Source organism: Pseudomonas sp. BIGb0558 (genome assembly GCF_024807515.1).
Taxonomy (GTDB): domain Bacteria; phylum Pseudomonadota; class Gammaproteobacteria; order Pseudomonadales; family Pseudomonadaceae; genus Aquipseudomonas; species Aquipseudomonas yamanorum_A.
The window spans coordinates 1-23,918 of the sequence record NZ_JANUEW010000049.1 but is presented as its reverse complement, the minus strand read 5'-3'; the positions used below and the strand labels follow the sequence as shown (position 1 = coordinate 23,918).

Here is a 23,918-nt window from a genome sequence, read left to right as displayed (position 1 = left end):
TTGAGTCGTGTGTTCAGCCACGCATGCGCCGGGCGTCGTTGCGTTGCAGGGTCTGGCTGGGGGATTCGTCGAACAGCTTGCGGTACTCGGCCGAGAACCGCCCCAGGTGGGTAAAGCCCCAGCCCAGGGCGATCTCGGAGATGGTGCGGGTTGAGCCGTGTTCGAGGATTTGCTGGCGCACGGCACCCAGGCGGTATTTCTTCAGGTAAGCCATGGGCGACAGGGCGAAGTATTTGCGGAAGGCATCGAACAGCTTGAACCGCGACACGCCGGCCGCCGCCTCCAGATCCTCCAGGTGCACCGCTTCCCGCGCATTGTCGTGAATGTACTGCCGGGCCCGAATCAGATAGTGCGGCAGCTTCACTCCCAGCACGTCCCGCAGTTCTTCGGAATAGTTGTTCGGCTGGGCCAGGATCAGGCCCTTGATCAGCGAGCTTTCCAGGTCCCGGGTAAACGCCACCTGGTCATACAGTTCGCTGCTGCGTTCCAGTTCGGCGATGAAATACCGCGCCATGCGCCACCACGATGCGGAGGCACCGTCCACCGCGTCCATCGCCGACTCAAAGCGCAGCGGCGCCTCAATCGGCCGTTGCAGCAGGCCTTCCAGAGATTCGCTCATGGCCGCGCGGGTGATCACCACTTGCAGCTTGCGGCAGTCGCCGGAGATCTCCAGCACCTGATGCTCGTTGGGCGAGATGATCACGCCCTGGTCGCGGTTGGAGCTGAGCCGCACGCCGTTCTTGCTCAGCTCCTGCTCGCCCACCAGCGGCAGGGTCAGGCTGTAGCTGCTGAAGTGCTCGGCGTCTTCGATGTCGATGGTGACGTCGGTGCCGTACTCGATAATCCCCAGCGTCGTGGCGCGGGACTTGAACACATTGGCACTGTGGTGAAAGCGGATGCGCTCCGGCGTCGCGGTTTGCAGCCGGTGCGGCCCGCAAATGCCGGACATCCAGCTGCAAGCGCCTTCAAGGTCGAAGCGCTCGATACGTATATCGCGTGTATTGCTACTCATCACGGGGCACCCACGGCAATTGTGGCCGGCGCGCTCTGACGGCGCGTCCTGGTAGAGCAACAGCAAGTTTTGCGCCACGCCAGCGGGATCGCCACTGGGTGGATAGCAACCGTCGACTAAGTGGATAACAAGCAGACTTTTCCGACAATCACCTTGCAAGACAGTAGCGCATTGCGCCACCTCCCTGCACCGCCGTGGGTATTTCGTGCCCAACTAAGTGGCCCACCTTCCCCCATTAACCGGATAGCCCGCCGCCCCGCCGCAGCCCCTTAATGGCCCACCCGTTTAGCCATTATCAAAAAGGTGCCTCCCATGAGTGGTGCAAGAAGCGTCGAGCAGTGGAAAAGTTTTATCGAAGGCTGCCTGGATTTTCGTCCGGTGGATGAAGTGTTCCGCATCGCCCGGGACATGTTCACCGAGCCGGAACTGTTTGATCTGGAGATGGAGCTGATCTTCGAAAAGAACTGGATCTACGCCTGTCACGAAAGCGAACTGGCCAACAAACATGACTTCATGACGATGCGCGCCGGGCGCCAGCCGATGATCATCACCCGCGATGGCGAAGGCCAGCTCAACGCGCTGATCAACGCCTGCCAGCATCGCGGCACCACCCTGACGCGCGTCGGCAAAGGCAACCAGTCCACCTTCACCTGCCCGTTCCATGCCTGGTGCTACAAGAGCGACGGCCGGCTGGTGAAGGTCAAGGCGCCGGGCGAATACCCGGAAGGCTTCGACAAGGCCACTCGCGGCCTGAAGAAGGCGCGGATCGAGAGCTACAAGGGCTTTGTGTTCATCAGCCTGGACGTGAACGGCACCAACCGCCTGGAAGACTTCCTGGGCGATGCCAGAGTGTTCTTCGACATGATGGTCGCCCAGTCGGCCACCGGTGAGCTGGAAGTGCTGCCGGGCAAATCCGCCTACACCTATGACGGCAACTGGAAACTGCAAAACGAAAACGGCCTGGACGGTTATCACGTCAGCACCGTGCACTACAACTACGTGGCCACGGTGCAGCACCGCCAGCAGGTCAACACCGAGAACGGCACAGGTTCCGGTACGACCCTGGACTACAGCAAGCTCGGCGCCGGTGATGCCAACACCGACGACGGCTGGTTCGCCTTCAACAACGGCCACAGCCTGTTGTTCAGCGACATGCCCAACCCCACCGTGCGCTCGGGCTACGCCACCATCATGCCGCGCCTGATCGAAGAACACGGCCAGCAAAAAGCCGAGTGGATGATGCACCGCCTGCGCAACCTGAATATCTATCCGAGCCTGTTCTTTCTCGACCAGATCAGCTCGCAGTTGCGGATCATCCGTCCTATCGCGTGGAACAAGACCGAGATCATCAGCCAGTGCCTGGGGGTGAAAGGCGAGTCTGACGCCGACCGTGAAAACCGCATTCGCCAGTTCGAGGATTTCTTCAACGTCTCGGGCATGGGCACGCCGGATGACCTGGTGGAATTTCGCGAAGCCCAGCGCGGTTTCCAGGGCCGCCTGGAGCGCTGGAGCGATATCTCCCGGGGCAGCCACCGCTGGGAAACCGGGCCGACGCCCAACAGCGAATCCATCGGTATCCAGCCGGCGATGACCGGCACCGAATTCACCCACGAAGGGTTGTACGTCAACCAGCATCGCAACTGGCAGAAGTTCCTGCTGGACGGGCTCGATGCCCAAGCTCTGAAACTGCGGGAGGTGGAATGATGAATGCGCAATTGCAGTACCGGATCGAGCAGTTCTTTTATCGCAAGTCCGAGCTGTGCGATGCCCAGGATTGGGACGCCTACGTGCAGCTGTTCGACCCGCAGAGTGAGTTCCACCTGCCGCAGTGGGATTCGGAACACGTCTACACCCGCGACCCCAAGCGCGAGATGTCGTTGATCTATTACGCCAACCGTTCGGGGCTGGAGGATCGGGTGTTTCGCCTGCGCACGGGCAAGGCGGCGTCGGCCACGCCGATGCCGAGGACGCTGCATTTGATCAATAACGTGCGGATTGCCGAGCAGGCAGACGGGCTGCTGGAAGTGAAGCTGAACTGGCACACGCTGTTTTATCGGCTGGCGACGTCGGAGCAGTTCTACGGCAGCGCCACTTACAGCCTCAAGCCCGATGGCGACAGTTGGTTGATCACCCGCAAGCATGCGTTGTTGCTCAACGACACCATCAATTCGGTGCTGGATTTCTATCACCTGTGAACACCTCCCCCCCCCGTAGCAGCTGTCGAGCCTTGGCGAGGCTGCGTCTGCGGAGTGTCAGATGCGCCGCCGACGCAGCCTCGCCAAGGCTCGACAGCTGCTACGCGGCGTTTTAGAGAGCGATCATATGAATCACAAAGTGGCCTTCAGTTTTGCCGACGGCAAGACCCTGTTTTTCCCGGTGGGCGCCAATGAAATCTTGCTGGATGCTGCCTTGCGCAATGGCATCAAGATCCCGCTCGACTGCCGCGAAGGCGTGTGCGGCACCTGCCAGGGCCGGTGCGAGTCCGGCCATTTCACTCAGGACTATGTGGACGAGGAAGCCCTCTCCAGCCTCGACCTGCAACAACGCAAAATGCTCAGTTGCCAGACCCGGGTCCAATCCGACGCAGCGTTTTATTTCGACTTTGATTCCAGCCTGTGCAACGCACCGGGGCCGGTACAGATCCGCAGCACGGTGAGCGCGGTGCAGCAGGTCTCGGCCAGCACGGCGATCCTGCACCTGGAGCTTGAAACCCCACTGGATTTCCTGCCGGGCCAATACGCCCGACTATCGATCCCCGGCACCGACAGTTGGCGCTCCTACTCCTTCGCCAACCGCCCGGGCAATCAGTTGCAGTTCCTGATTCGCCTGCTGCCCGATGGCGTGATGAGCAATTACATCCGCGAACGCTGCCAGGTCGGCGATGAGCTGCTGCTGGAAGCACCACTGGGCGCTTTCTACCTGCGGCATGTCACCCAGCCGTTGGTACTGGTGGCTGGCGGCACCGGCTTGTCGGCGCTGCTGGGCATGCTCGATGAACTGGCCGCCAACGCTTGCCAGCAGCCGGTGCACCTGTATTACGGCGTACGCGGTGCGGCAGATTTATGTGAGGCCACACGCATAAAAGCCTACGCCGAAAAAATCCCGGGCTTTCGCTACACCGAAGTCCTCAGCGACCCGCCACCCGACTGGCCCGGCAAACGCGGCTACCTCACCGAGAATTTCGACCTGGCCGAATTGCGGGATCAATCGGCAGATATGTATGTGTGCGGGCCGCCGCCGATGGTCGAATCCATCAAACAATGGCTGCTGGATCAGGCACTTGATGACGTTCAGCTGTATTACGAAAAGTTTACCGAGAGTAATATCTGACCCCTCAGCGGTATGAGGGGCTGGTTCGGTGTGCGATCAACCCTGAAAAAAACAAGTAGAAGGGAATGTTAATGGCGGATGACATGGTTAACCCGGTGGGCCTCAAGCGTGGCCTGAAGAACCGGCATATTCAGCTGATTGCCTTGGGAGGGGCGATCGGGACCGGGCTGTTCCTCGGCTCGGCGGGCGTGCTCAAGTCGGCAGGCCCCTCGATGATCCTGGGCTATGCGGTAGCCGGCTTCATCGCGTTCCTGATCATGCGCCAGCTCGGCGAGATGATCGTCGAGGAACCGGTGGCCGGGTCCTTCAGCCACTTCGCCCACAAATACTGGGGCGGTTACGCAGGCTTCCTCGCCGGCTGGAACTACTGGGTGCTCTACGTGCTGGTAGGCATGGCCGAGCTGACGGCGGTGGGCAAGTACATTCAGTTCTGGTGGCCGGAGATTCCGACCTGGGTCAGCGCGGTGGTGTTCTTTGTGCTGGTCAACCTGATCAACACCCTCAACGTGAAGTTCTTCGGTGAGACCGAGTTCTGGTTCGCGATCATCAAGGTGGTGGCGATTGTCGGCATGATCGTGCTCGGTTGCTACCTGCTGTTCAGCGGCACCGGCGGCCCGCAAGCCTCGGTGAGCAACCTGTGGAGCCACGGCGGGTTCTTCCCCAATGGCGGCATGGGGCTGTTGATGTCCATGGCGTTCATCATGTTCTCGTTCGGCGGCCTGGAGCTGGTGGGTATTACCGCCGCCGAAGCCAGCGAGCCACGCAAAGTGATCCCGAAGGCGATCAACCAGGTGGTGTACCGGATCCTGATTTTCTACGTCGGCGCCCTCACCGTGCTGCTGTCGCTGTACCCGTGGGACCAACTGCTGCAAACCCTCGGCGCGTCGGGCGATGCCTACAGCGGCAGCCCGTTTGTGCAGATCTTTTCCTTGATCGGTAACGACACCGCCGCCCACATCCTCAACTTCGTGGTATTGACCGCGGCGCTGTCGGTGTACAACAGCGGCGTGTACTGCAACAGCCGCATGCTGTTCGGCCTGGCCGAGCAGGGCGATGCGCCGAAAGCGCTGATGAAGTTGAACAAGCAAGGTGTGCCGCTGCGTGCCCTGGGTATTTCGGCCCTGGTGACGCTGCTGTGCGTGGTGATCAACTACGTCGCGCCGCATGACGCACTGGAGTTGTTGTTTGCGCTGGTGGTTGCCTCGCTGATGATCAACTGGGCGCTGATCAGCCTGACTCACATCAAGTTCCGCAAGGCCATGGGCGAACAAGGCGTGGTGCCGTCGTTCAAGACCTTCTGGTTCCCGTTCAGCAACTACCTGTGCCTGGCGTTCATGCTGATGATCATCTGCGTGATGCTGGCGATTCCGGGTGTGCGGGCGTCGGTGTATGCGATCCCGGTTTGGGTCGGGATTATCTATGTGGCGTACCGGTTGCGGTTGAATAACGCGAAGGCTGTGGCTGTGCGCTAAACCTGTGGGAGCTGGCTTGCCTGCGATAGCGGTGGTGACTGATACACCGCTATCGCAGGCAAGCCAGCTCCCACATTTGGATCGTATTGCAAATGAAAAGCCCCGGTTCTCCGGGGCTTTTTTATTACAGCGTGGAACGCACTCGCCACAGCTCGGGGAACAGCACGGTGTCGAGCATCTTGCGCAGGTAACTCACGCCTTCGGTGCCGCCGGTGCCCGGCTGGAAGCCGATGATCCGCTCCACCGTGGTGACATGGCGAAAGCGCCATTGGCGGAAGGAATCTTCCAGGTCGATAAACTTTTCGGCCAGTTGGTACAGGTCCCAATAGCGGCTCGGATCGCGATAGACCTCGCGCCACGCCGCCTCCACGGAATCATCGTGAACCGTCGGCGCCGTGGGGTCGCGTTCAGCGCGCTGCGGGTCGATCGCCAGTCCGGCCTTGGCCATCAGGTTGACCGCCTCGTCATACAGCGACGGCGTAGCAATCGCCACTTTCAGCTCGTTCAACAACTCCGGGCGATGGGCGTGAGGCCGCAACAGCGCCGCGCTCTTGTTGCCGAGGATGAATTCGATTTCCCGGTACTGGAACGACTGGAAGCCCGACGATTGCCCCAGGTACGGGCGGATCGACTTGTACTCCGACGGCGTCATGGTCGCCAGCACCGCCCAGGCGTGCACCAGTTGGTCAAAGATCCGCGATACCCGCGCCAGCATCTTGAACGCTGGCGGCAGCTCACCCAGGCGCACGTGTTCGCGGGCGGCCTTGAGTTCGTGGAGCATCAACTTCATCCACAGCTCCGAGGTCTGGTGCTGGATGATGAACAGCATCTCGTTGTGGTCCGGCGACAGCGGGTGCTGGGCACTGAGCACTTTGCCCAGGTCCAGGTAGTCGCCGTAGCTCATGGACTCGGAAAAATTCAGCTCGGCGTTATGCCATTCTTCCGGCGGCTGGTAGTCAGGGGAGAAAGGACACTGGCTCATCGCGTGGGCTCCTTGAGCGGGCGGAGAATGGCTCGTACCGGGCTGGCATCGAGGTTGGCAAAACGCAACGGCAGCGCGATCAACTCGTAATCACCCTCCGGCACGTCATCAAGGACGATGCCTTCGAGAATCGCCATGCCATGCCGGGCCACGGCGTTGTGGGAATCCATGGTCTTGGACTGCTGCGGGTCCAGCGACGGCGTGTCGATGCCGATCAGGCGCACACCGAGGCTGGCCAGCAGCTCAATCGTTTCCGGGGCGACCGCAGTGAAATTCGAATCCCAGGTCTCCAGCGGAGCCTGTTGATAAGTGCGTAACAGCACACGCTCCGGCAGGTCCTCCAGGTGGCCTTCCAATTGGTGCGGCTGCACCAGCGCGCCACTGCCCAGGCAATGCAGCACCCGGCACGGGCCCATGTACACATCCAGGGACACTTCGCCAATCGGCGCACCGTCGGCGCTGTAGTGCAGCGGCGCGTCTACATGGGCGCCGGTGTGGGGCGACAGGGTGATGCGCCCGACATTCACCGGGCACTCAGGGCCGAACTGCCAGACGCGCTCTTCCTGAAACGGCGTATCACCCGGCCAGGTCGGGGTCGCGGTGCTCAAGGGCGGGCTGATGTCCCACCACGTTTTTATTGGATTCATTTCAAGGCTCTCGGTCGTTACTGGGGTGAATGATACGAGGGCCGGCTGTAAATATTCTTGCGAATTCCAGCGCAAAGCGGGAAATCTTTCGCACTTACTGCGAGGAAATGGCTGATTGGCGCACAGATATTTCGTACTGACTCAATCCTTCAAACAACAAATATTCCCTGTGGGAGCCGGGCTTGCCCGCGATGAGGCCGGCACAGCTTGCCCGTCCATCGCCTGACACTCCGCCATCGCGGGCAAGCCCGGCTCCCACAGGGGTTAGCGGTGACTCACGGATGTGCAAATGCCTGCGCTTCTGGGCATCCCGATGTCGAGTTCAGACCACTGGCACACCGCCCAAGGCGCTAGGGTTCGGGCTTCCCTTCCTCTGCCTCGGAATCATCATGTCCAAGCCAATCACCGTACTGCGCGACACCCACCCACTGCCGGTGCTGGACGCCTGCAAATGGGAAAAACTCGAAGGCGACCCGCACACCGTCAACCTCAACGCCTACACCAGCGAAGACGGCAGCAAGATCATGGGCACCTGGATCTGTACCCCGGGCAAATGGCGGGTGGAGTATGTGAAGTGGGAATACTGCCATTTCCAGGAAGGCTACTGCGTGATCACCCCGGACGGCCTGGAGCCCATCCATTTACGGGCTGGGGATATCTTCGTGGTGGAACCGGGGATGAAGGGGACGTGGGAAGTGGTCGAGACGGTGCGTAAGTATTTTGTTTTTGCCTGAAGCCATTGTGGTGAGAGGGCTTGCCCCCTCACCACAAACGCCCTATTGGGGCTTGCGATAGCTGTTGATGATCGCCGAGAAGTCCTTGCCCCCTTCTCCACGCTGGCTCATCGATTGATACAACTGCTGCGCCACCGCGCCGAGGATCACCGGTTGGTGCGCCTGGCGTGCTGCTTCAGTGGCCAGTCCCAGATCCTTGAGCATCAGTTCCGCACCAAACCCACCGGTATAACCCCGGGACGACGGCGCCGTTTCGATAATCCCGGGCCACGGGTTGTAGGTGTCCGAGCTCCAGCAGCGCCCGGTGGAGCTGTTGATGATTCCCGCCAGCACTTGGGTGTCGATGCCCAGCGCATCGCCCAGGGCCATGGCTTCGCTGACGCCGACCATGGTGATGCCCAGCAGCAGGTTGTTGCAGATCTTGGCGATTTGCCCGGTGCCGACTTCGCCGCAGTGCACGATATTGCGGCCCATCTGCGCCAATACCGGTTGCAGGGTGGCGAACAGTTCCGGGGTGGCGCCGACCATGAAGGTCAACGTCCCGGCCTGGGCGCCTCCGGTGCCGCCGGACACCGGGGCATCGGCCATCACCACGCCGTGTTTCGCCGCCGCAGCCGCCACGTCGCGAGCGGTTTGAGGGTCGATGGTGCTGCAATCCACCGCCGGCACGCCTTTGCCAATGCCGGCCAGCACGCCGTCTTCACCCAGCCACACGCTGCGCACATGGGCCGCAGCCGGGAGCATGGTTACCACCAACTCGGCGCCTTCTGCTGCCGCGCGCGGCGAGGCGCTGATGGTGCCGCCCAGTTCGGCCAGTTCCTTGAGCACGGTCTGGTTGAGGTCAAACAGGTTCAGCGCGTGGCCAGCCTTGATCAGGTTGCGCGCCATCGGCGCGCCCATGTTGCCCAGGCCAATAAATGCAATCTTCATGGTCGTCTCCTCGATCAGCGCAGGTTGATGGTGGTGTTGACGCCATCGTTGACGCTGTCGTCGTCGAACCAGCGGCTGGTGACGGTTTTGGTCTGGGTGTAAAACTGCACCACTTGCTTGCCGTACGGGCCCAGGTCGCCGAGTTTCGAACCACGGGAACCGGTGAAGCTGAAGAACGGTACCGGCACAGGGATCGGGATGTTGATGCCAACCTGGCCAACGTCGATTTCGCTCTGGAATTTACGCGCTGCCGCGCCGCTCTGGGTGAACAGGCCGGTGCCGTTGCCGAACGGGTTGGCGTTCACCAGGGCAATGGCCTGGTCGAGGGTGTCGACTTCCAGCACCACCAGCACCGGGCCGAAGATTTCCTGGGTGTAGATTTGCATGTCAGTGGTCACGCCGGAGAACAGGGTCGGGCCGACGAAATTGCCGTCCTCAAAACCCGGCACCTTGATGCCACGGCCATCCAGCTCCAGCTTGGCGCCTTCTTTTACACCGCTTTCGATCAGGTCGAGGATGCGTGCCTTGGCGCGCTTGGAGATCACCGGGCCCACATCGGTGCCCGCTTCGCTGCCGGCGTTCACCTTGAGCTTTTGCGCCAGGGCCTTGAGGTCCGGCAGCCATTGCTTGGCCGCGCCCACCAGCACCACCACGGAAGTTGCCATGCAACGCTGACCGGCGGCGCCGAAACCGGCACCTACCAGGGCGTTCAGGGTTTGCTCGCGATTGGCATCCGGCAGCACCACGGCGTGGTTCTTGGCGCCCATCATCGATTGCACGCGCTTGCCGTGTTTGCCGGCGAGGTCGTAGACGTGGGTACCGACAGCGGTCGAACCGACGAACGACACCGCCTTGATGTCTTTATGGGTGCAGAGCGCATCCACCACGTCCTTGCCGCCATGAACCACGTTCAGCACACCGGCTGGCACGCCGGCTTCCAGCGCCAGCTCAACCAGCAGCACGGTCGACAGCGGGTCCTGTTCCGACGGCTTGAGTACGAAGGTGTTACCGCAGGCGATGGCCATCGGGAACATCCACAGCGGAATCATCGCCGGGAAGTTGAACGGGGTGATGCCGGCGCACACGCCGATCGGCTGGCGCAGGGTGTAGGTATCGACGCCACCGGCGACGTTTTCCGCGAATTCGCCCATCTGCAACGTGCCGATGGAGCACGCATGCTCCACCACTTCCAGGCCACGGAAAATGTCGCCTTCAGCGTCGGCAATGGTCTTGCCCTGCTCGGCACTGAGCACCACGGCGATGCGCTTGGAGTGTTCGCGGATCAAGGCTTGCAGCTTGAGCATGATGCGCATGCGCGCACCGATCGGCGTCAGCTTCCAGGTCTGGAAGGCGCGATGGGCGGCGTCGATGGCTGCATTGACTTCTTCGGGGGTGGAAAACGGTACGCGGGCCAGCACTTGCTGGGTGGCCGGGTTGACGATGTCTTGCCATTCGGTGGTCTTGGATTCGACCCACTCGCCGTTGATCAGCAGCTTGACCTGTTGCACGGAAATATCGGCAGATGCGTTCATGTGGTCTCCAATTCTTGTAGGTATGCAGAGAACCAAGGCGTTGAATCGCCTTGAGGAATGAGGCGTTCGGACTGTTTTTGGAGTATAGATGTGCAAACTTCTAATAAGAACGCACATAAAAGCCGGTCCAATATGCAAAAAAACATCACGTCACTAGGCTCCCTGAACTGGGATGACCTGAAGTTTTTCCTTGAAGTTGCCCGCACCCGCAAGGCCAGCGTCGCCGCCAAGCGCCTGGCGGTGGACTACACCACTGTGTCGCGACGCATCAGTTCCCTTGAAGGCTCCCTGGGCACCCTGCTGTTTGAAAAATCCCGGACCAACGGCTTCGTATTGACCACCGAAGGCCAGCGCTTGCTGGGTTACGCCGAGTCCATCGAAAGCACGTTGCACATGGCCTGCGAACAGGTTTCCGGCTCCGGCGTGGCGCTGTCGGGCCACGTGCGCATGGGCTGCACCGAAGGGTTCGGCAGCTTCTTCATCACCCCGCAACTGAGCCACTTCGTCGACACCTACCCGGCGATCTCCGTGGACATCCTGCCCCTGCCCCACTTCATCAGCCTGTCCAAGCGCGAAGCGGATATCGTCATCGCCCTGGAGCGTCCGGAACACGGGCCGTACGTGTGCTGCAAACTGTGCGACTACAAACTGCAGCTGTACGCGACTCAGGAATACCTCGACCAGCATCCGCCCATCCGCCGGGCGGCGGATCTGGCCGAACATCCGTTTATCAGTTACGTAGATGACCTGGCGTTCAGTTCGGAGCTGCTGTACCTGGCCAACGTGGTGCCCGGCGCCAGCGCCAGCTTGCGCAGTACCAGCGTGATAGCACAATACGTGGCGGCGCAGCAGGGGCGATCGCTGGCGATCTTGCCGTGCTTCTTGGCGGCGCAGGACCCGCGATTGCTGCCGGTGCTTTCCAAGGAGATCAATATTACGCGGCAGTTCTGGATGTACTGCCGCGAGGACTTGAGGAAGTTGAAACGGATCACCCTGTTGTGGGATTACATCCGTGAGGTGACGGAGCAGAATCAGCCGTTGTTGATGGGGGAGACGCGGGAGATGCGGTTTGCAGGCTGAAGCTCGCAATGGAAGCCGCCATGGATGTGCGTGGCGAGCAGTATGCGTGGGCTGCGCATTATCTGTGTGAGATGGGGAAGGCCGTGGTTGATGACCTGACCAAGGCCATGTTGCCAAGTGGTTAAGCGGACGTCATATAAAGCCCGCCACAAATAAAATGTGGGAGCCGGGCTTGCCCGCGATGGCGGTGTGTCAGTCACCCAATACATCAACTGATACACCGCCATCGAGGGCAAGCCCGGCTCCCACATTGATTGCATTCCAAGTCGAATTGCCCGGAAGCCAGACTAGTCAGCAATCACCACAATCGACACCCGGCGGTTCTCGGTACGCCCCGCCGCGGTCTCGTTGGAGGCCACCGGTTCGCTGCTGCCCAGCCCGCGCAGCTGCACGTTTTCTTCTTTCATCCCCACGCCCGCCAACACGTGCGCAACGCTTTTGGCCCGGCGCAGGGACAGTTGCTGGTTGTAGGTCTCCTTGCCCGAGGCGTCGGTGTGGCCATCGACCCGCACCCGCTCAATGCCCACGCCCAGCAGCGCCTTGCCGATGCGCTGGACGATCTCGGTGCTCGGTGCATTCAGCACTTCGACGTCGCTGCCAAACAGCACCTTGCCCGAGAGGCCAAAGGCCCAACCCTCATCAGTCAGTTCAAAACCCTGTTGTTTGAGCACGGCAATCTGCGCCGGTGTCAGGCCTTTGGGTGGCGGGGTCTGGCAGCCCGTCAGCGCGAGCAGGGCCACGAGCAAGGTGATAAACAAAAAACGTGCGGTCGAGAACAAGGGATCAACTCCTGTGTTGAACGTTGACAGCGGGATCCTCCGATTCCGCCGTTTGCTGGCCCCCCTGGGAAAGCCGTTTGGCCTGGTACATCGCCGCGTCGGCGGCGTTGAGCAGGGTGCCCGGGGTGGCGCCATGGTCAGGGTAGACGGCGATGCCGATACTGAGTGAGGTCAATACCTGGGTGTTGCCGGGCAGAGGAATCGGTGTATCCATGCTGGCGATGATCTTGTCGGCGATGCGCTGGGCATCCTCTAGCTTGTGCAGGGGCGACAGCAGGATCGCAAACTCGTCGCCACCCAGGCGTGCCACCAGATCGTCTTCGCGCAGTTGCGCACGCACGCGCGCCGCCACGGCCACCAATACCGCATCGCCAGCGGCGTGCCCGAAGTTGTCGTTGATGTCTTTGAAGCGGTCGCTGTCGAGGAACAACACCGCGACTTTCTCGTTGAGTTTGGCGGCGCTGCGCAGGGCACGAATCAATCGCCCTTCGAAGAACGCCCGGTTGGGCAACCCGGTCAGGCTGTCGTGGCTGGCCTGGTGGGCAAGGGTTTCGTTTTCGCTTTGCAGGTGGGTTTGCCAGGCTTCCATCTCGTCGAGCAAGGCGTTGAAGTCATTGCCCAGGCTGTCGAGCTCGGCGATTTGCGCCGGTGGCACGCGCCGGTCAAACGCCCGCTCGCTGCGGGCGGCGTGGGCCACCGAGGCGAGGCTGTGCAGCGGCCCGGTGATGCCACGCAACAGCCGCCGCGCCAGGAACAAGGCGACCCAGGCACTGAGGGCGGTGCATATCAGAATCCCGGCCAGCCCACTGAGCAGGAAGCGCAACAGGCTGCCGCCATGCCCCGTCAGGTGGACACTGCCGATAACTTGACCCTGATGCAGGATCGGCTGGGTGATCGGCTGTTCGAGCAGTGCATGCGCCAACTGCAGCTCAATCATTGAGAGCATCCCGGTTTCCGGGCGCTCCCAATGTGCCAGTTGCTTGCCGTCGACATTGAAGACCTCGGCCTCGGCCACCTCTTCCTCCGAGGCAATCACCGCCAATGCTTCAGTGGCCGCTGCACTGTCGTTGAACACCACGGCCGCTTCTACGGTGTAGTTAATGGAGCGGGCGATCAGATGCAGGTTGTGGTCCGCATACACCCGCAACGCAAGCACCCCGAGCAGCGTCAGCGAGACACTCGCCATGGTCACCGCCATCAGCGCCAGGCTCAGGTGCCCGCGACCGATGACTGAGCGCAGGGTTGGCCGTACCGGGGTTTTATCCACACTCATGACCCTGGCGCTCGACGGCGGGACAGTTGCAGCACACTTGGATGAATACGCACACCGCTGCGGGCAACGGAGTCGAGGTTGACCTCGAACGACACCTGCTCATCGGCCACCCGCAGGCAGAACAGGCTGCCCACGGTGCATTGGTCGCCGCCTTCGCTGATGCTGAGCACCGGATGGCCAATCAAGGCCGCGAACAGGCGGCTACGCTCATCGCTGGTCAATTGGCCGATGTACACCGCGTCGCAGGCATTGGCGATGTCCGGATGGTTGGCCAGCAAACGCTGCACCACCACCGGACGGCCGGTAGCCTGGGTGGTGCCTTTGACCAGGTCATCGGTGTATTGAGTCGGCCCGACGATGCACAGGCGCAATTGCGCGGGCTCTACCGGCCAGCGGGCGTAACTGAGAATGCCCAGGACCACCTGGGTGACGGCCTTGGCCCGTTGATCGGCCATGCCGGCAGGTGGCTGGGCAAAAGCGAGAGGCATGAATATCCACAGAAGCGCCAACAGCAGCATGCGTCTCCAGCTCAAACTTCGCTCTGTGGGCGAGACAGCCACGTTCATGCAGCGATTCTCTTTGATCTTCTTTGGATGATGCCGCAACGATAGCACAACGGCGGAAAACCCCCGAGGCGAGACCTAGGAGGATTCCGACATTTTATTAAGAAAAATCACACATATGGATCAGAAAATTTAGATAACCCATCGGTCAGCTTCTTTAATGATCAAGTACCCAGTTCCAGCATAAGCCCGCTCAAGCGCTTCACCTTGCGCCGCACCGCTTCTTCAAACACACCGCCCCGGGGTTCGATCAGGCTGAACCAGTCCTTGGCGCGGGTGATGCCGGTGTAGATCAACTCTTTGGTGAGCACCGGGTTCAAGGCGTCCGGCAGGATCAGCGCGGTATGGGTGAATTCCGAACCCTGGGATTTGTGCACCGTCATCGCGTACACGGTTTCCACATCGTTGAGCCGGCTGGGCAGCACAAAACGCACACCGCCCTGGCCATCGTTGCGTGGAAACGCGACGCGCAGCACCTGCGGCCCGCCGTCGCTTTCGGGCAGCTTCAGGGCAATGCCGATATCGCCGTTCATCAGGCCCAGGCCGTAATCGTTGCGGGTCATCAACACCGGGCGGCCTTCGTACCATTGCTGGTCGCTGTCGATCAGCCGGGCCTTGAGCAGCGCGGCGGTGATGCGCAGGTTCAAGCCCTCGACACCCCACGGCCCCTTGCGCACGGCGCAAAGCAGCTGGAAGGCATCGAAGGCTTTCAGCAGCCTTTGCGCCCAGAGGGTCCAGGCTTCGTCATCCCGAGGAGTGTCGAGGGCCGGGCGCGCGGTCTGTAACAACTTCAGGTAATAGCGATAGCCATGGGCACCGTCGCCGTGACCATCCAGCACCAGGCGCTCCAGGGCATGGTCGTGCTCACCCTTGAGGCTGACGCAAAACAGGTCGGCATGGCTGCGGGCCGCCAGCAGTTTGCGAGCCTGTTCGGCGTTTTGCTGGTTGACCCAGCGGGCCAGTTGGCCAATGCCGCTGCCTTCGCCAAACCGTCGCGAGTAACGCAGCATCACCACTTGTTGCGCCAAGGGATGGCTGCCGTCGAGGTCTTCCTGCAGGCCGCTGGCGCCAAGGTCTTCGCCGCTGACCTGTTGCAGCCACTGGCGGGTTTGCGGGCTGTAGAAACCGGCTTCGGCGTCGCGGCACAAATCCCCCAGCACCGCGCCCGCCTCAACCGAGGCCAACTGGTCCTTGTCACCCAGCAGCACCAGACGGGCGTGAGGCGGCAAGGCGTCCAGCAGGTTGGCCATCATTTCCAGGTCGATCATCGAGGCTTCGTCCACCACCAGCACATCCAGGGGCAACGGATTGCCGAGGTGATGCCGGAAGTGCCGGGTGCCGGGGCGACTGCCCAGCAAACGGTGGACAGTGGTGACCTGGGTCGGGATTTTTTCCTTCACTGCATCAGGCACTTTCAGCGACAGCACTTGCTGGCTGATGGACTCAGTCAAGCGCGCGGCCGCCTTGCCGGTGGGTGCTGCCAGGCGGATGCGCAATGCGCTGCCTGCTTCCACGGCGGGTGCCTGCAACAACGCGAGCAAGCGCACCACGGTGGTGGTCTTGCCAGTGCCAGGGCCGCCGGTGACGATGCTGAATGCACCGCGGGTGGCCAAGGCACAAGCGAGTTTCTGCCAGTCGACAACCCCATCCGGCGGGGCCTGGTCGAACAGGCGATTCAGGCGTTCGGGCAGATCATCGGCAACGCTCTCGCGGGTGGCGAGTCGCAGGCGCAGAGCGGTGTCAATGCGCCGCTCGTAGGTCCAGTAGCGGCGCAAGTACAGGCGTTTGTCCGACAGCACCAGTGGTCGGCTTTGCGCGTCTTCGCTACCGTCGACGGCCAGTGCCACCAGGCGGCTGGCGGCCAGGGCGTGGCACCAATGAGCGCCGTCCAGGCCTTCAAGCAATTGCGAAGGCAGCAGCATGGCGCCGGTTTGCACATCGCCTTCAGGCGGCAGCGACAGCGCAAAATCCGGGGCCTTGAGGGTTTCGAACAGGTCCAGGCACACATGGCCGTGGCCCAGTTGGTGGCTGGTCAAGGCCGCAGCCAACAGCACCAAGGGGTCGGCCTGGGGATCGAGTTCGTGGAGAAAGCCGACGAAGGCTTTATCCAGCGCACGCAACCATCCGCGCTGCACCCAGCGATCGAGCAACTGCACCAGGTCGGCGGCGCGGCTGAGGGGCGTCAGGTCCTCAAGCGGTAACGGCGACAGGCTCATAGCAGCACTCCTTGTTCCCAGGCGGGTTCGGCCTTGGGTGGTAGCGGTTTGCCCTGGAACAGCAGGTCCAGGCTTTCGATCAATTCACGAGGCGGACGGGTGAAATACGCGCCCTGGCTCGCGGAATGGGTGCCGCGCAGGAACAGGTACAAGGCGCCGCCGATGTGGCGGTCGTAGTCGTAATCCGGCAGTCGAGCCTTGAGCTGGCGATGCAGGGCCAGCAGGTAAAGGACATATTGCAGGTCGTAACGATGATCGAGGATCGACAGTTCCATGGCCTGTTGTGTGTAGGCCGAATCATCAGGGCCGAGCCAGTTGGATTTGTAATCGGCCACGTAGTAGCGGCCTTCATGTTCGAAGGTCAGGTCGATAAAGCCCTTGAACATGCCGTTGAGCAACACCGGCTCGGCGGCCACACGGGATACGCCGTTGTGAGTGTGCTGGCACACCAGTTTGTCGAGCGCGAGGACGTCGACTTTGTGGCTGGCGAACCAGAACTCCATTTCGATCTGGTACTGCTGCAATTCGTCGAGGGCCACCTGCCCGTTGCCCAAGGGCAGCCGGGCCTGCAACAAGTGCCCAAGCCAACCGGACAGCGTGTCGATCCAGCCTTCCCAGCCACGTCGGTTGCAGCGCCGGGCGACTGCATCTTCGATGGCTTCGGCAGTCACGTTGAAGCCTTCACCGCCCGCCCACTCCAACAGGCCATGGAGGAAGGTGCCGGGGTTCGGCCCGCGTGGGAAACGGTGAATATCACCACCGGAAGCCGGTACTTCACGCGGTGCATCCGGGTCGAGGCGTTCGTCATCGAACAGCTTCTGCGCCTGTGGGCTTTCCGGCGCTTCCAGGCTCGCTGCACTCATGCTTTCGCCGATACGCAGGGCGCTGTAGGAGGCGATCCACCAGTTTTCTGCCGCCTTGCGCTTGGGCAGCAGCGGCGCGAGCAAGGTGGCTTCGTTGCGCGGCGGATGAAACACGACCGCGTCGGCCTCGGGCATTTCTGCGTAATGCAGCGCCGGGCAACCATCCTGTAAGTCGAGCAGCCAGCGGGCAAGGCCGGCGGATTCGCCAAATGAAGCGCCGCCGCCGAGCAAGTAGCCCAGGGCCGACAGGTGCAACACCGAGCTGTTGTTATTGCCGCGTTTCAGGTCGGCGATGCCCAGCCAGCAGGCGTGTTTGGCACGGGTCAGTGCTACGTAGAACAGCCGCAAGTCTTCGGCCAGGCGCTCGTCGTCAGCTTGGGCGATCAATTCGGCGGTGGGCCTGAGGCTGACCTGGGACTTGCCGTTTTCGTCGTGGTAATGCAACGGCAAGCGGCTGCCATCCACCGGTTTTGCCGAGCAGATGAATGGCAGGAAGACCAGGTCGTATTCCAGCCCCTTGGACTTGTGGATCGTCACCACTTTGACCAACTGCTCATCGCTTTCCAGCCGCAGGATCTGCTCTTCGCCGGCCTGCCCGGAGAGTGCAAGATGTTCGGCCAGGTGGCGAATCAGTGCCTGTTCGCCGTCCAGCTCTGCGGCTGCCTGTTGCAGCAATTCCGAGAGGTGCAGCAGGTTGGTCAGTACCCGTTCGCCATCGCTGCGGGTGATCAGGGTTTGCGGCAATTTGAAGTCGTGCAGCAGGCGGCGCAGCATCGGCAGCACGCCTTGGGTGCGCCAGATCGTGCGGTAATCGCGGAACTGCATCACGCGCTTTTCCCACGCCAATTCGTCCTGGTTCAGACGTTCCAGTTCGGGCAGTGACAGGTTCAAGGTGATGCAGGCCAGGGCGGCGCGCAGCGGGCGCTCGACATCCGGCTCGGCGCAGGCCTTGAGCCAGGCCAGCAGGTCGTGGGCTTCCTGGGCGGCGAACACCGAGTCCTTGTCGGAGAGGTACACGCTGCGCACACCACGGGCGGCCAGCTCGCCACGCACGGCCTGGGCTTCCTTGCCGTCGCGCACGAGGATGGCGATGTCCGACGGCAGTACGCCCTTGAAGCTACCGTCTTTGCTCAGGAATCCCGCAGTACCCTGCTGGCCACCGTTGAGCAAGGCGACGATTTGACTGGCACAGGACGCGGCCAGTTGTTGGCGGTAGAGCACGCTGGAGATCGGCTGGTCGGTGGGCAGATGCCAGAGGTTGAGCGCCGGCAACGTCTGACCGTTGACCTGCAGTTGTTCCTTGCGGCCTTGGGACAACACCGACTGGAACGGCACCGGATTCGTACCGTCGGGTTCGCGAAACAGGAACGCGCCGCGACCTTTTTCTGCGCGCTGGAACACGTGGTTTACCGCCTCGACCATGGCGTGGCTCGAACGGAAGTTGGTGCCCAGGGTGTGATGGCGGCCGGTGGTGGATTGGCGCGCACGCAAGTAGGTGTAGATGTCGGCGCCACGGAACGCGTAGATCGCCTGCTTCGGGTCGCCGATCAGGAACAGGCCGCTGTCGAGGTGGTGTTCTTCGATGCGGTAGATGCTGTCGAAGATGCTGTATTGAACCGGGTCGGTGTCCTGGAATTCATCGATCAAGGCGACCGGGAATTGCTCGCGGATCACACTGGCCAGGCGCTCGCCGCCATCGGCCTGCAGAGCGGCGTTGAGGCGGATCAGCATGTCGTCAAAGCCCATTTCAGCGCGACGGCGTTTCTCTTCTTCGAAGCGTTTTCCAACCCAGCCGGCGGCGTGTTGCAGTACGGCGGCGTCGGGCGTTGGCAGGGCGTCGAGGCTGGCCTTGAGGCCGGCCATGGCGTCGATACCTGGATGCTGCGGCGGTTCGCCTTTCCAGGCCTCGGCCATGCCGTCGGGCGTCAACCGGGTGAAGCCGGTGCCGATATCCAGTTGTTCGAGTGATTCGTCAGCCGCCCAGGCGCTGATTTTTTCGAACCAGGGTTCGAAGTAACGGGCTTGCATCTTGCGGCCATCGACCGCTTTGGCCGCGACGGCTTGCAGGCAAATATTGCGCAGTTCTTCTGCCCATTGCTGCCAGGGCGCCTTGAGTGCAACGAGGGCTTGGCGGCGCTCTTGCAAACACGCATTGATCAGCTCGGCGGGTTCACGGGTTTCATCGGTGGGCCGTTCGCTGCCGAACAAGGCGCGTACCCGTGGCATCAACGCAGCCGGGCCGCCCCAATTGTTGCGCACCCAGTTCAGCGCATCGTCGTGCATCGGGTAGCAGAACAACCGCCAGTAGTCGCGCAGCACTTCGCCGAGCAGGTCACTGTGGTCGGTTTCCAGGGTCTGGGTGAACAGGCTGCCGCTGTCGAATGCGTGTTCGCGCAGCATGCGCTGGCACCAACTGTGGATGGTCGAGACGGCGGCTTCGTCCATCCATTGGGCGGCGATGTCCAAGCGATTGGCGCAGCCGGGCCATTGTTCGGGGCTGTATTGATCGCGTAGTTCAGCGATCAGTGCATCGGGCTGTTCGATTTCTTCGCGGAAAAAACGCGCGGCTTCTGCCAGGCGGATACGGATGCGTTCGCGCAGCTCTTTGGTGGCGGCGTCGGTAAAGGTCACCACAAGGATTTGCGGCGGCAGCAACTCGCGGCCGAAGCCCGACTCATCACCGCCATGGCCGAGTACCAGGCGCAGATAGAGCGCCGAGATAGTGAAGGTCTTGCCCGTGCCCGCACTGGCTTCGATCAGTTGGCTGCCTTTAAGCGGGAAAGCCAGGGCCAGGGGTTTTGTGCCGCTCATGCGCTGGCCTCCGCGCTGGTGAGTGATCGCCAGGGGGCATTGATCAACGGTCGATACAGGGTTTCGCACCAGCCTTCGAACTCTTCGCTGGCCATTAGCGCAGCGTAGTCCAGGAACTGGCGGGTGAGCGCTGGGCTTTCACGGCGCTCGCCGTCGGTGGTTTGGCCGTCGCCTTCGTAGGCCTTGCAGGCGGCGGCTTGGGCTTTGGCCGGGTCGGTTTGACCGAGCCAGGCGAACGCTGTTTTAACGGCAATCGGCAGTGGTTCACTCATGCCGGTTTTCCAGGCGAGCAGCAGGTTGCCGAGGAGTTCCTGGGCTGTGGCTTGCTCCAGCGGGGCCAATAGCAGCGTGTCGTCGCTGGCGACCAGGCCGGTACTGAGTGGCAGTCCGCAAGCACAGGCCACCAAGTGGTTCACCCACGGACGAATCAGGCGGTGCCACTTTCGGGTTTTGATCGAACCGATGCTGTTGGGGATGGCGGTGACGCTCAGGAAGCCACCGTCGCTGCGCTGGTGCAGGCCGCTGATCCAGCCTTCCAGCTGGATGCCTTGATACTCAAAACTGATCGGTTCGGCGCTGGTGTATGGTGTGGGCCAGAGTGCCAGGAGCTGCTGGTAACGTTGCAGCAGATCAGGCAAAGGCTCGATCAGTTCTTTGCGCAGGCATTCGCCGAAACCGACCATTGGCAGCAAGCCGCTACCTTGCAGGCGCAAGGCCTGGGCGTTGAGGGCTTCGTCGAGGTTGTCGGGTTGGGTCAGCGCGGCGGCGAGCAAACTGTCGCTCAGGCTGTAGCGCTGGAGTGCGTCGAGGACGAAGGGTTCTTCATCTTCCAGCGGGACTTCGGCGGCTTCAAAGAACACTTTCAGACGCTGGCTGAAGAAGTGTTTGACCGGGTTGCGCAGGAAGTCCTGCAGTTGGCCAAGGCTCAGCGGCTCTTCCTGGATGTAGGGGGCGAGGTTGCCGGTATCGGGCAGGTTTTCCGGGGTCGCGTGGAGCAACTGCCATTCACGGGCATAGCTGAACAGCTCGTCACCTTCATGGAAGTAGCGGGCACTGAAGGGTTGGAGCGGATGTTCCTGGGTGGTGGCTTCAAGGAGTGGTACGCCGCTGGTGGTGTGCCAGCCGCTGGCGATATGGTCACGCAGCTGGCCGATCAGGACGGACGCCGGACGATCACTGTTGTCGCGGATACTGCGGCCGACCCAACTGATGTAGAGCTGGTCGCGTGCCGAAAGCAGCGCTTCGAGCAACAGGTAACGGTCGTCTTCGCGGCGCGAACGATCGCCTGGGCGGTAGTCGCTGCCCATCAGGTCAAAGTCCAGCGGTGGTTGTGCGCGTGGGTAATCACCGTCGTTCATGCCGAGCAGGCACACCAGCTTGAACGGGATCGCTCGCATGGGCATCAGGGTACAAAAATTGACAGCACCTGCAAGGAAGCGCTGGGACAGGCGGCCTTGGTCGAGGCCCGCCAACCAAGCCTCTCGGACTACGGTGAGAGGTAACCCGTCGTGCAGGCCGACGGACTCGCAGGTCTCCAGCCAGGTTTCTCTCAGTTGCTCGAGCTGGCCCAATAGGTAGTCGTCGTGCTCATTGCTCGGGAGGAAGAACAGCTGCATCAAGTTTTGCAGACGCTCGCCCCACTCTTGCGGCGCGGCAGGTTGTGACAGTGCCTGGTGGGCGTCCTGCAGCGCATCGAGCAGTGCAACCAGCGGGCCGATCAATGCGGCGTCGAGGCCGCCGATTTCATCGTAAGGCTCGATGCCGTCGCAGGCAGAACCTGTGCCGACGGCGTAGCCCAGGAGCATGCGGCGCAGGCCGAAACGCCAGCTGTTTTGCTCCAGCTCATGGGGTAAGCCAAGGCCCGCGCGTTGTTCGGCGTTGAGGCCCCAACGGATACCGGCGCCTTCGATCCAGCGGTGCAGGGTCGGCAGGTCGCGTTCCTTGATGGCGAAACGTTCGCGCAAGGCCGGGACGTCGAGCAGGTCAAGGATTTCGCTGACCGGGAAGCGGCTGTCGGGGAGCTTGAGCAGGTGCTCGACGGCGATCAGCAATGGGTCACGGCCGCGCTGGCCTTGGTCTGTGAGCGTGAACGGGATGAAGCGTAGGTCGCTTCTTTCAAGCTGGCCGAATACAGCGCGAATGTGCGGCGCGTAGCTGTCGACGTCGGGAACCATGACGATGATGTCCCGTGGGCGCAGCGTGGGGTCGGCGCTGAAGCGCTGCAGCAATTGGTCGTGGAGAACTTCCACTTCGCGCTGGGCGCTGTGGGCAATGTGGAAGCGGATGGAGGTGTCGTGCTCCAGATCGACGCTTGGCCAGAGTTCTCGGGTTTCGTTGAGCGGGCGCAGTTCGAGGATGTCGTCCTGGAGCTGGTTGAGCAAGGTGGTGGGCTCGCTCTCGCTGAACAGGTCGATGCGGCCGTCACGAAATGCCGAGCGGTAGCTGTTGGGGTCGTCGTAGCTGTCCAGCAGGTTGATGTAGTCGCGACCTTGTTTGCCCCAGGCAGCGAGCAGCGGATGGGCATGCTGGTGCAGGGTTTGCGGGTCGATGGTGACCGGCATTCCGGCTTTGCGGGCCTGGCGTTTGTATTCGTTCCGGAGCAGGTCTTTGTCGGCGACGATGTCGGACCAGTGGTGGCGACATGGGTTGTGCACGCACAACAGGACCTGGCTGAAACGAGCCAGGCCAGCCAGCGCTTCCAGGGCTTGGGCTGGCAGGGATGAAATGCCGAACACGATCACTCGGGAAGGCAGGCCCGCGGGCGCTTGTTCCAGGGTGTTGATGCGCTCGATAAAGCGTTGGTGAACACCGGCACGACTCTGGGCCATGCCCTCCTCCCCGACGTCCAGCAACAGGGCACGCCATAGTTCGGCTTGCCAGCAGTTGGCCGGGCTCAAGGGTTTTGATTCGCCTCGGCCGTTGCGCAATTGGTGGCGGCCGGCGGCCCAGTCTTCCAGCCAGTCAGCACGGTAGACCTGGTATTGGTCAAACAGGTCGGCGAGACGCTCTGCCAGTTGGTAGCGTTTGCGCAGATCCGTATCGTGGGTCAGAAAGCGTTGCAGGGGTTCGAAGTGGGGCTGATCGATCAGCTCCGGGAGCAGGCGCATGAGGCGCCAGGTCAGAGGAGCTTTATCGAGCAGGGACTTGGGCGGGATTTCATCTTTGCCCAGGACCATCCGATAGAGCTGCCACATGAAGCTGCCGGGGAGTTGCACGTCGATGGCCGCGGCGATACCGCAACCGCCCATGTCGTCATCTTCAGGGTCTTCGGCCAGCGCCAGTTTGAGCCATTGGGCAATGCCGTTGCTTTGTACCAAGGCGATTTCGTTTTCCAGGGGAGCCAGTGGGTAACGACGCATCCAACTGACAACCAGGCTGCGCAGTTCATCCAGGCGGTTGCCGTGAACCACCATGAATCCAGCACTGAGGGACGTCGCATCCGGCATAACGGCTTCCTTGGGAAAAGCAAAATCGAGGGATGGACTTTAGCATTGAAGGCAGTTGCAGGCTGCAAGCGAGACACGCTTGATGCGTTGCGCGCCCGTACTTTTCGACCGCCCAAAACAAAACCCCTGACTGCGTTAGCAATCAGGGGTTTCGGAATTTAATCTTGACGATGACCTACTCTCACATGGGGAAACCCCACACTACCATCGGCGATGCATCGTTTCACTGCTGAGTTCGGGATGGGATC

17 protein-coding genes, 1 rRNA gene and 1 pseudogene are annotated in these 23,918 nt (G+C 61.7%); 7 read left to right on the top strand and 12 right to left on the bottom strand.

All coding sequences use genetic code 11. The annotated features are described in order from the left end of the window. Positions 1 to 13 precede the first annotated feature (13 nt). On the bottom strand, positions 14 to 1,012 hold the full coding sequence (locus M2400_RS30485; RefSeq protein ID WP_008436676.1) for a helix-turn-helix domain-containing protein: 999 nt from the start codon (positions 1,010 to 1,012) through the stop codon (positions 14 to 16). Positions 1,013 to 1,324: 312 nt separating this feature from the next. Here M2400_RS30485 and antA point away from each other — a divergent pair, with 312 nt between their 5' ends. From antA to M2400_RS30465, 4 genes are all read left to right on the top strand, one after another. Next, the gene (gene antA, locus M2400_RS30480) at positions 1,325 to 2,716 is read left to right on the top strand and encodes an anthranilate 1,2-dioxygenase large subunit (RefSeq protein WP_259196380.1); all 1,392 of its coding nucleotides are present in this window, start codon (positions 1,325 to 1,327) and stop codon (positions 2,714 to 2,716) included. Beyond that, on the top strand, positions 2,716 to 3,207 hold the full coding sequence (antB, locus tag M2400_RS30475; RefSeq protein WP_177078907.1) for an anthranilate 1,2-dioxygenase small subunit: 492 nt from the start codon (positions 2,716 to 2,718) through the stop codon (positions 3,205 to 3,207). Before antA ends, antB begins: the two co-directional genes overlap by 1 nt. 127 nt (positions 3,208 to 3,334) lie before the next feature. After that, positions 3,335 to 4,342 (top strand): anthranilate 1,2-dioxygenase electron transfer component AntC, encoded by a 1,008-nt coding sequence (antC, locus tag M2400_RS30470; protein WP_259196379.1) that lies wholly within the window; start codon positions 3,335 to 3,337, stop codon positions 4,340 to 4,342. Positions 4,343 to 4,413: 71 nt separating this feature from the next. Continuing rightward, positions 4,414 to 5,814, top strand: a complete 1,401-nt coding sequence (locus M2400_RS30465; RefSeq protein WP_177025780.1) for an amino acid permease — start codon at positions 4,414 to 4,416, stop codon at positions 5,812 to 5,814. Between the two features lie 124 nt (positions 5,815 to 5,938). On the opposite strand, the gene kynA is transcribed toward M2400_RS30465, so the two are convergent. Together kynA and kynB are read right to left on the bottom strand one after the other, a co-directional pair. After that, positions 5,939 to 6,796: a tryptophan 2,3-dioxygenase gene (gene kynA, locus M2400_RS30460; protein ID WP_259196378.1), complete on the bottom strand. Its 858-nt coding sequence runs from the start codon at positions 6,794 to 6,796 to the stop codon at positions 5,939 to 5,941. Continuing rightward, positions 6,793 to 7,443: an arylformamidase gene (kynB, locus tag M2400_RS30455; protein ID WP_259196377.1), complete on the bottom strand. Its 651-nt coding sequence runs from the start codon at positions 7,441 to 7,443 to the stop codon at positions 6,793 to 6,795. Before kynB ends, kynA begins: the two co-directional genes overlap by 4 nt. A gap of 389 nt (positions 7,444 to 7,832) precedes the next feature. Between kynB and M2400_RS30450 the strand changes: the two genes are divergently transcribed. Then, on the top strand, positions 7,833 to 8,177 hold the full coding sequence (locus tag M2400_RS30450; protein WP_003212331.1) for a cupin domain-containing protein: 345 nt from the start codon (positions 7,833 to 7,835) through the stop codon (positions 8,175 to 8,177). 42 nt (positions 8,178 to 8,219) lie between these two features. Here the strand turns inward: M2400_RS30450 and mmsB are convergent, their stop codons facing one another. Together mmsB and M2400_RS30440 are read right to left on the bottom strand one after the other, a co-directional pair. Beyond that, complete coding sequence (mmsB, locus tag M2400_RS30445; RefSeq protein WP_177042125.1) at positions 8,220 to 9,107, bottom strand: 3-hydroxyisobutyrate dehydrogenase; 888 nt, start codon at positions 9,105 to 9,107, stop codon at positions 8,220 to 8,222. Positions 9,108 to 9,121: 14 nt separating this feature from the next. Continuing rightward, complete coding sequence (locus M2400_RS30440) at positions 9,122 to 10,639, bottom strand: CoA-acylating methylmalonate-semialdehyde dehydrogenase (protein WP_010174165.1); 1,518 nt, start codon at positions 10,637 to 10,639, stop codon at positions 9,122 to 9,124. 132 nt (positions 10,640 to 10,771) lie between these two features. Here M2400_RS30440 and M2400_RS30435 point away from each other — a divergent pair, with 132 nt between their 5' ends. Continuing rightward, entirely contained in the window at positions 10,772 to 11,719 is a 948-nt protein-coding gene (locus M2400_RS30435; protein ID WP_177115808.1) for a LysR family transcriptional regulator, read from the top strand. Then, positions 11,719 to 11,844 (top strand): annotated as a pseudogene (locus tag M2400_RS30430) (DUF3077 domain-containing protein); the annotation flags it as partial. The gene M2400_RS30435 and the pseudogene M2400_RS30430, both read left to right, overlap by 1 nt. Before the next feature lie 162 nt (positions 11,845 to 12,006). On the opposite strand, the gene M2400_RS30425 reads toward M2400_RS30430, so the two are convergent. The 7 genes from M2400_RS30425 to rrf form a co-directional block, all read right to left on the bottom strand. After that, the gene (locus tag M2400_RS30425) at positions 12,007 to 12,498 is read right to left on the bottom strand and encodes an OmpA family protein (RefSeq protein WP_177042119.1); all 492 of its coding nucleotides are present in this window, start codon (positions 12,496 to 12,498) and stop codon (positions 12,007 to 12,009) included. Between the two features lie 4 nt (positions 12,499 to 12,502). Next, a complete protein-coding gene (locus M2400_RS30420) occupies positions 12,503 to 13,771 on the bottom strand; it encodes a diguanylate cyclase domain-containing protein (RefSeq protein WP_259196376.1) in 1,269 nt (422 codons plus the stop codon). Next, the gene (locus M2400_RS30415; RefSeq protein ID WP_259196375.1) at positions 13,768 to 14,337 is read right to left on the bottom strand and encodes a YfiR family protein; all 570 of its coding nucleotides are present in this window, start codon (positions 14,335 to 14,337) and stop codon (positions 13,768 to 13,770) included. The genes M2400_RS30420 and M2400_RS30415 overlap by 4 nt, the downstream gene beginning before the upstream one ends. Before the next feature lie 161 nt (positions 14,338 to 14,498). Continuing rightward, positions 14,499 to 16,550 (bottom strand): exodeoxyribonuclease V subunit alpha, encoded by a 2,052-nt coding sequence (gene recD, locus M2400_RS30410; RefSeq protein ID WP_177115810.1) that lies wholly within the window; start codon positions 16,548 to 16,550, stop codon positions 14,499 to 14,501. Continuing rightward, positions 16,547 to 20,224 carry an exodeoxyribonuclease V subunit beta gene (recB, locus tag M2400_RS30405; RefSeq protein ID WP_259196374.1) on the bottom strand — a complete coding sequence of 1,226 codons (3,678 nt, stop codon included), beginning with the start codon at positions 20,222 to 20,224 and terminating at the stop codon, positions 16,547 to 16,549. The genes recD and recB overlap by 4 nt, the downstream gene beginning before the upstream one ends. After that, positions 20,221 to 23,670 (bottom strand): exodeoxyribonuclease V subunit gamma, encoded by a 3,450-nt coding sequence (gene recC, locus M2400_RS30400; protein ID WP_259196373.1) that lies wholly within the window; start codon positions 23,668 to 23,670, stop codon positions 20,221 to 20,223. Before recC ends, recB begins: the two co-directional genes overlap by 4 nt. Before the next feature lie 162 nt (positions 23,671 to 23,832). Further along, positions 23,833 to 23,918, bottom strand: a 5S ribosomal RNA gene (gene rrf, locus M2400_RS30395); the annotation flags it as partial.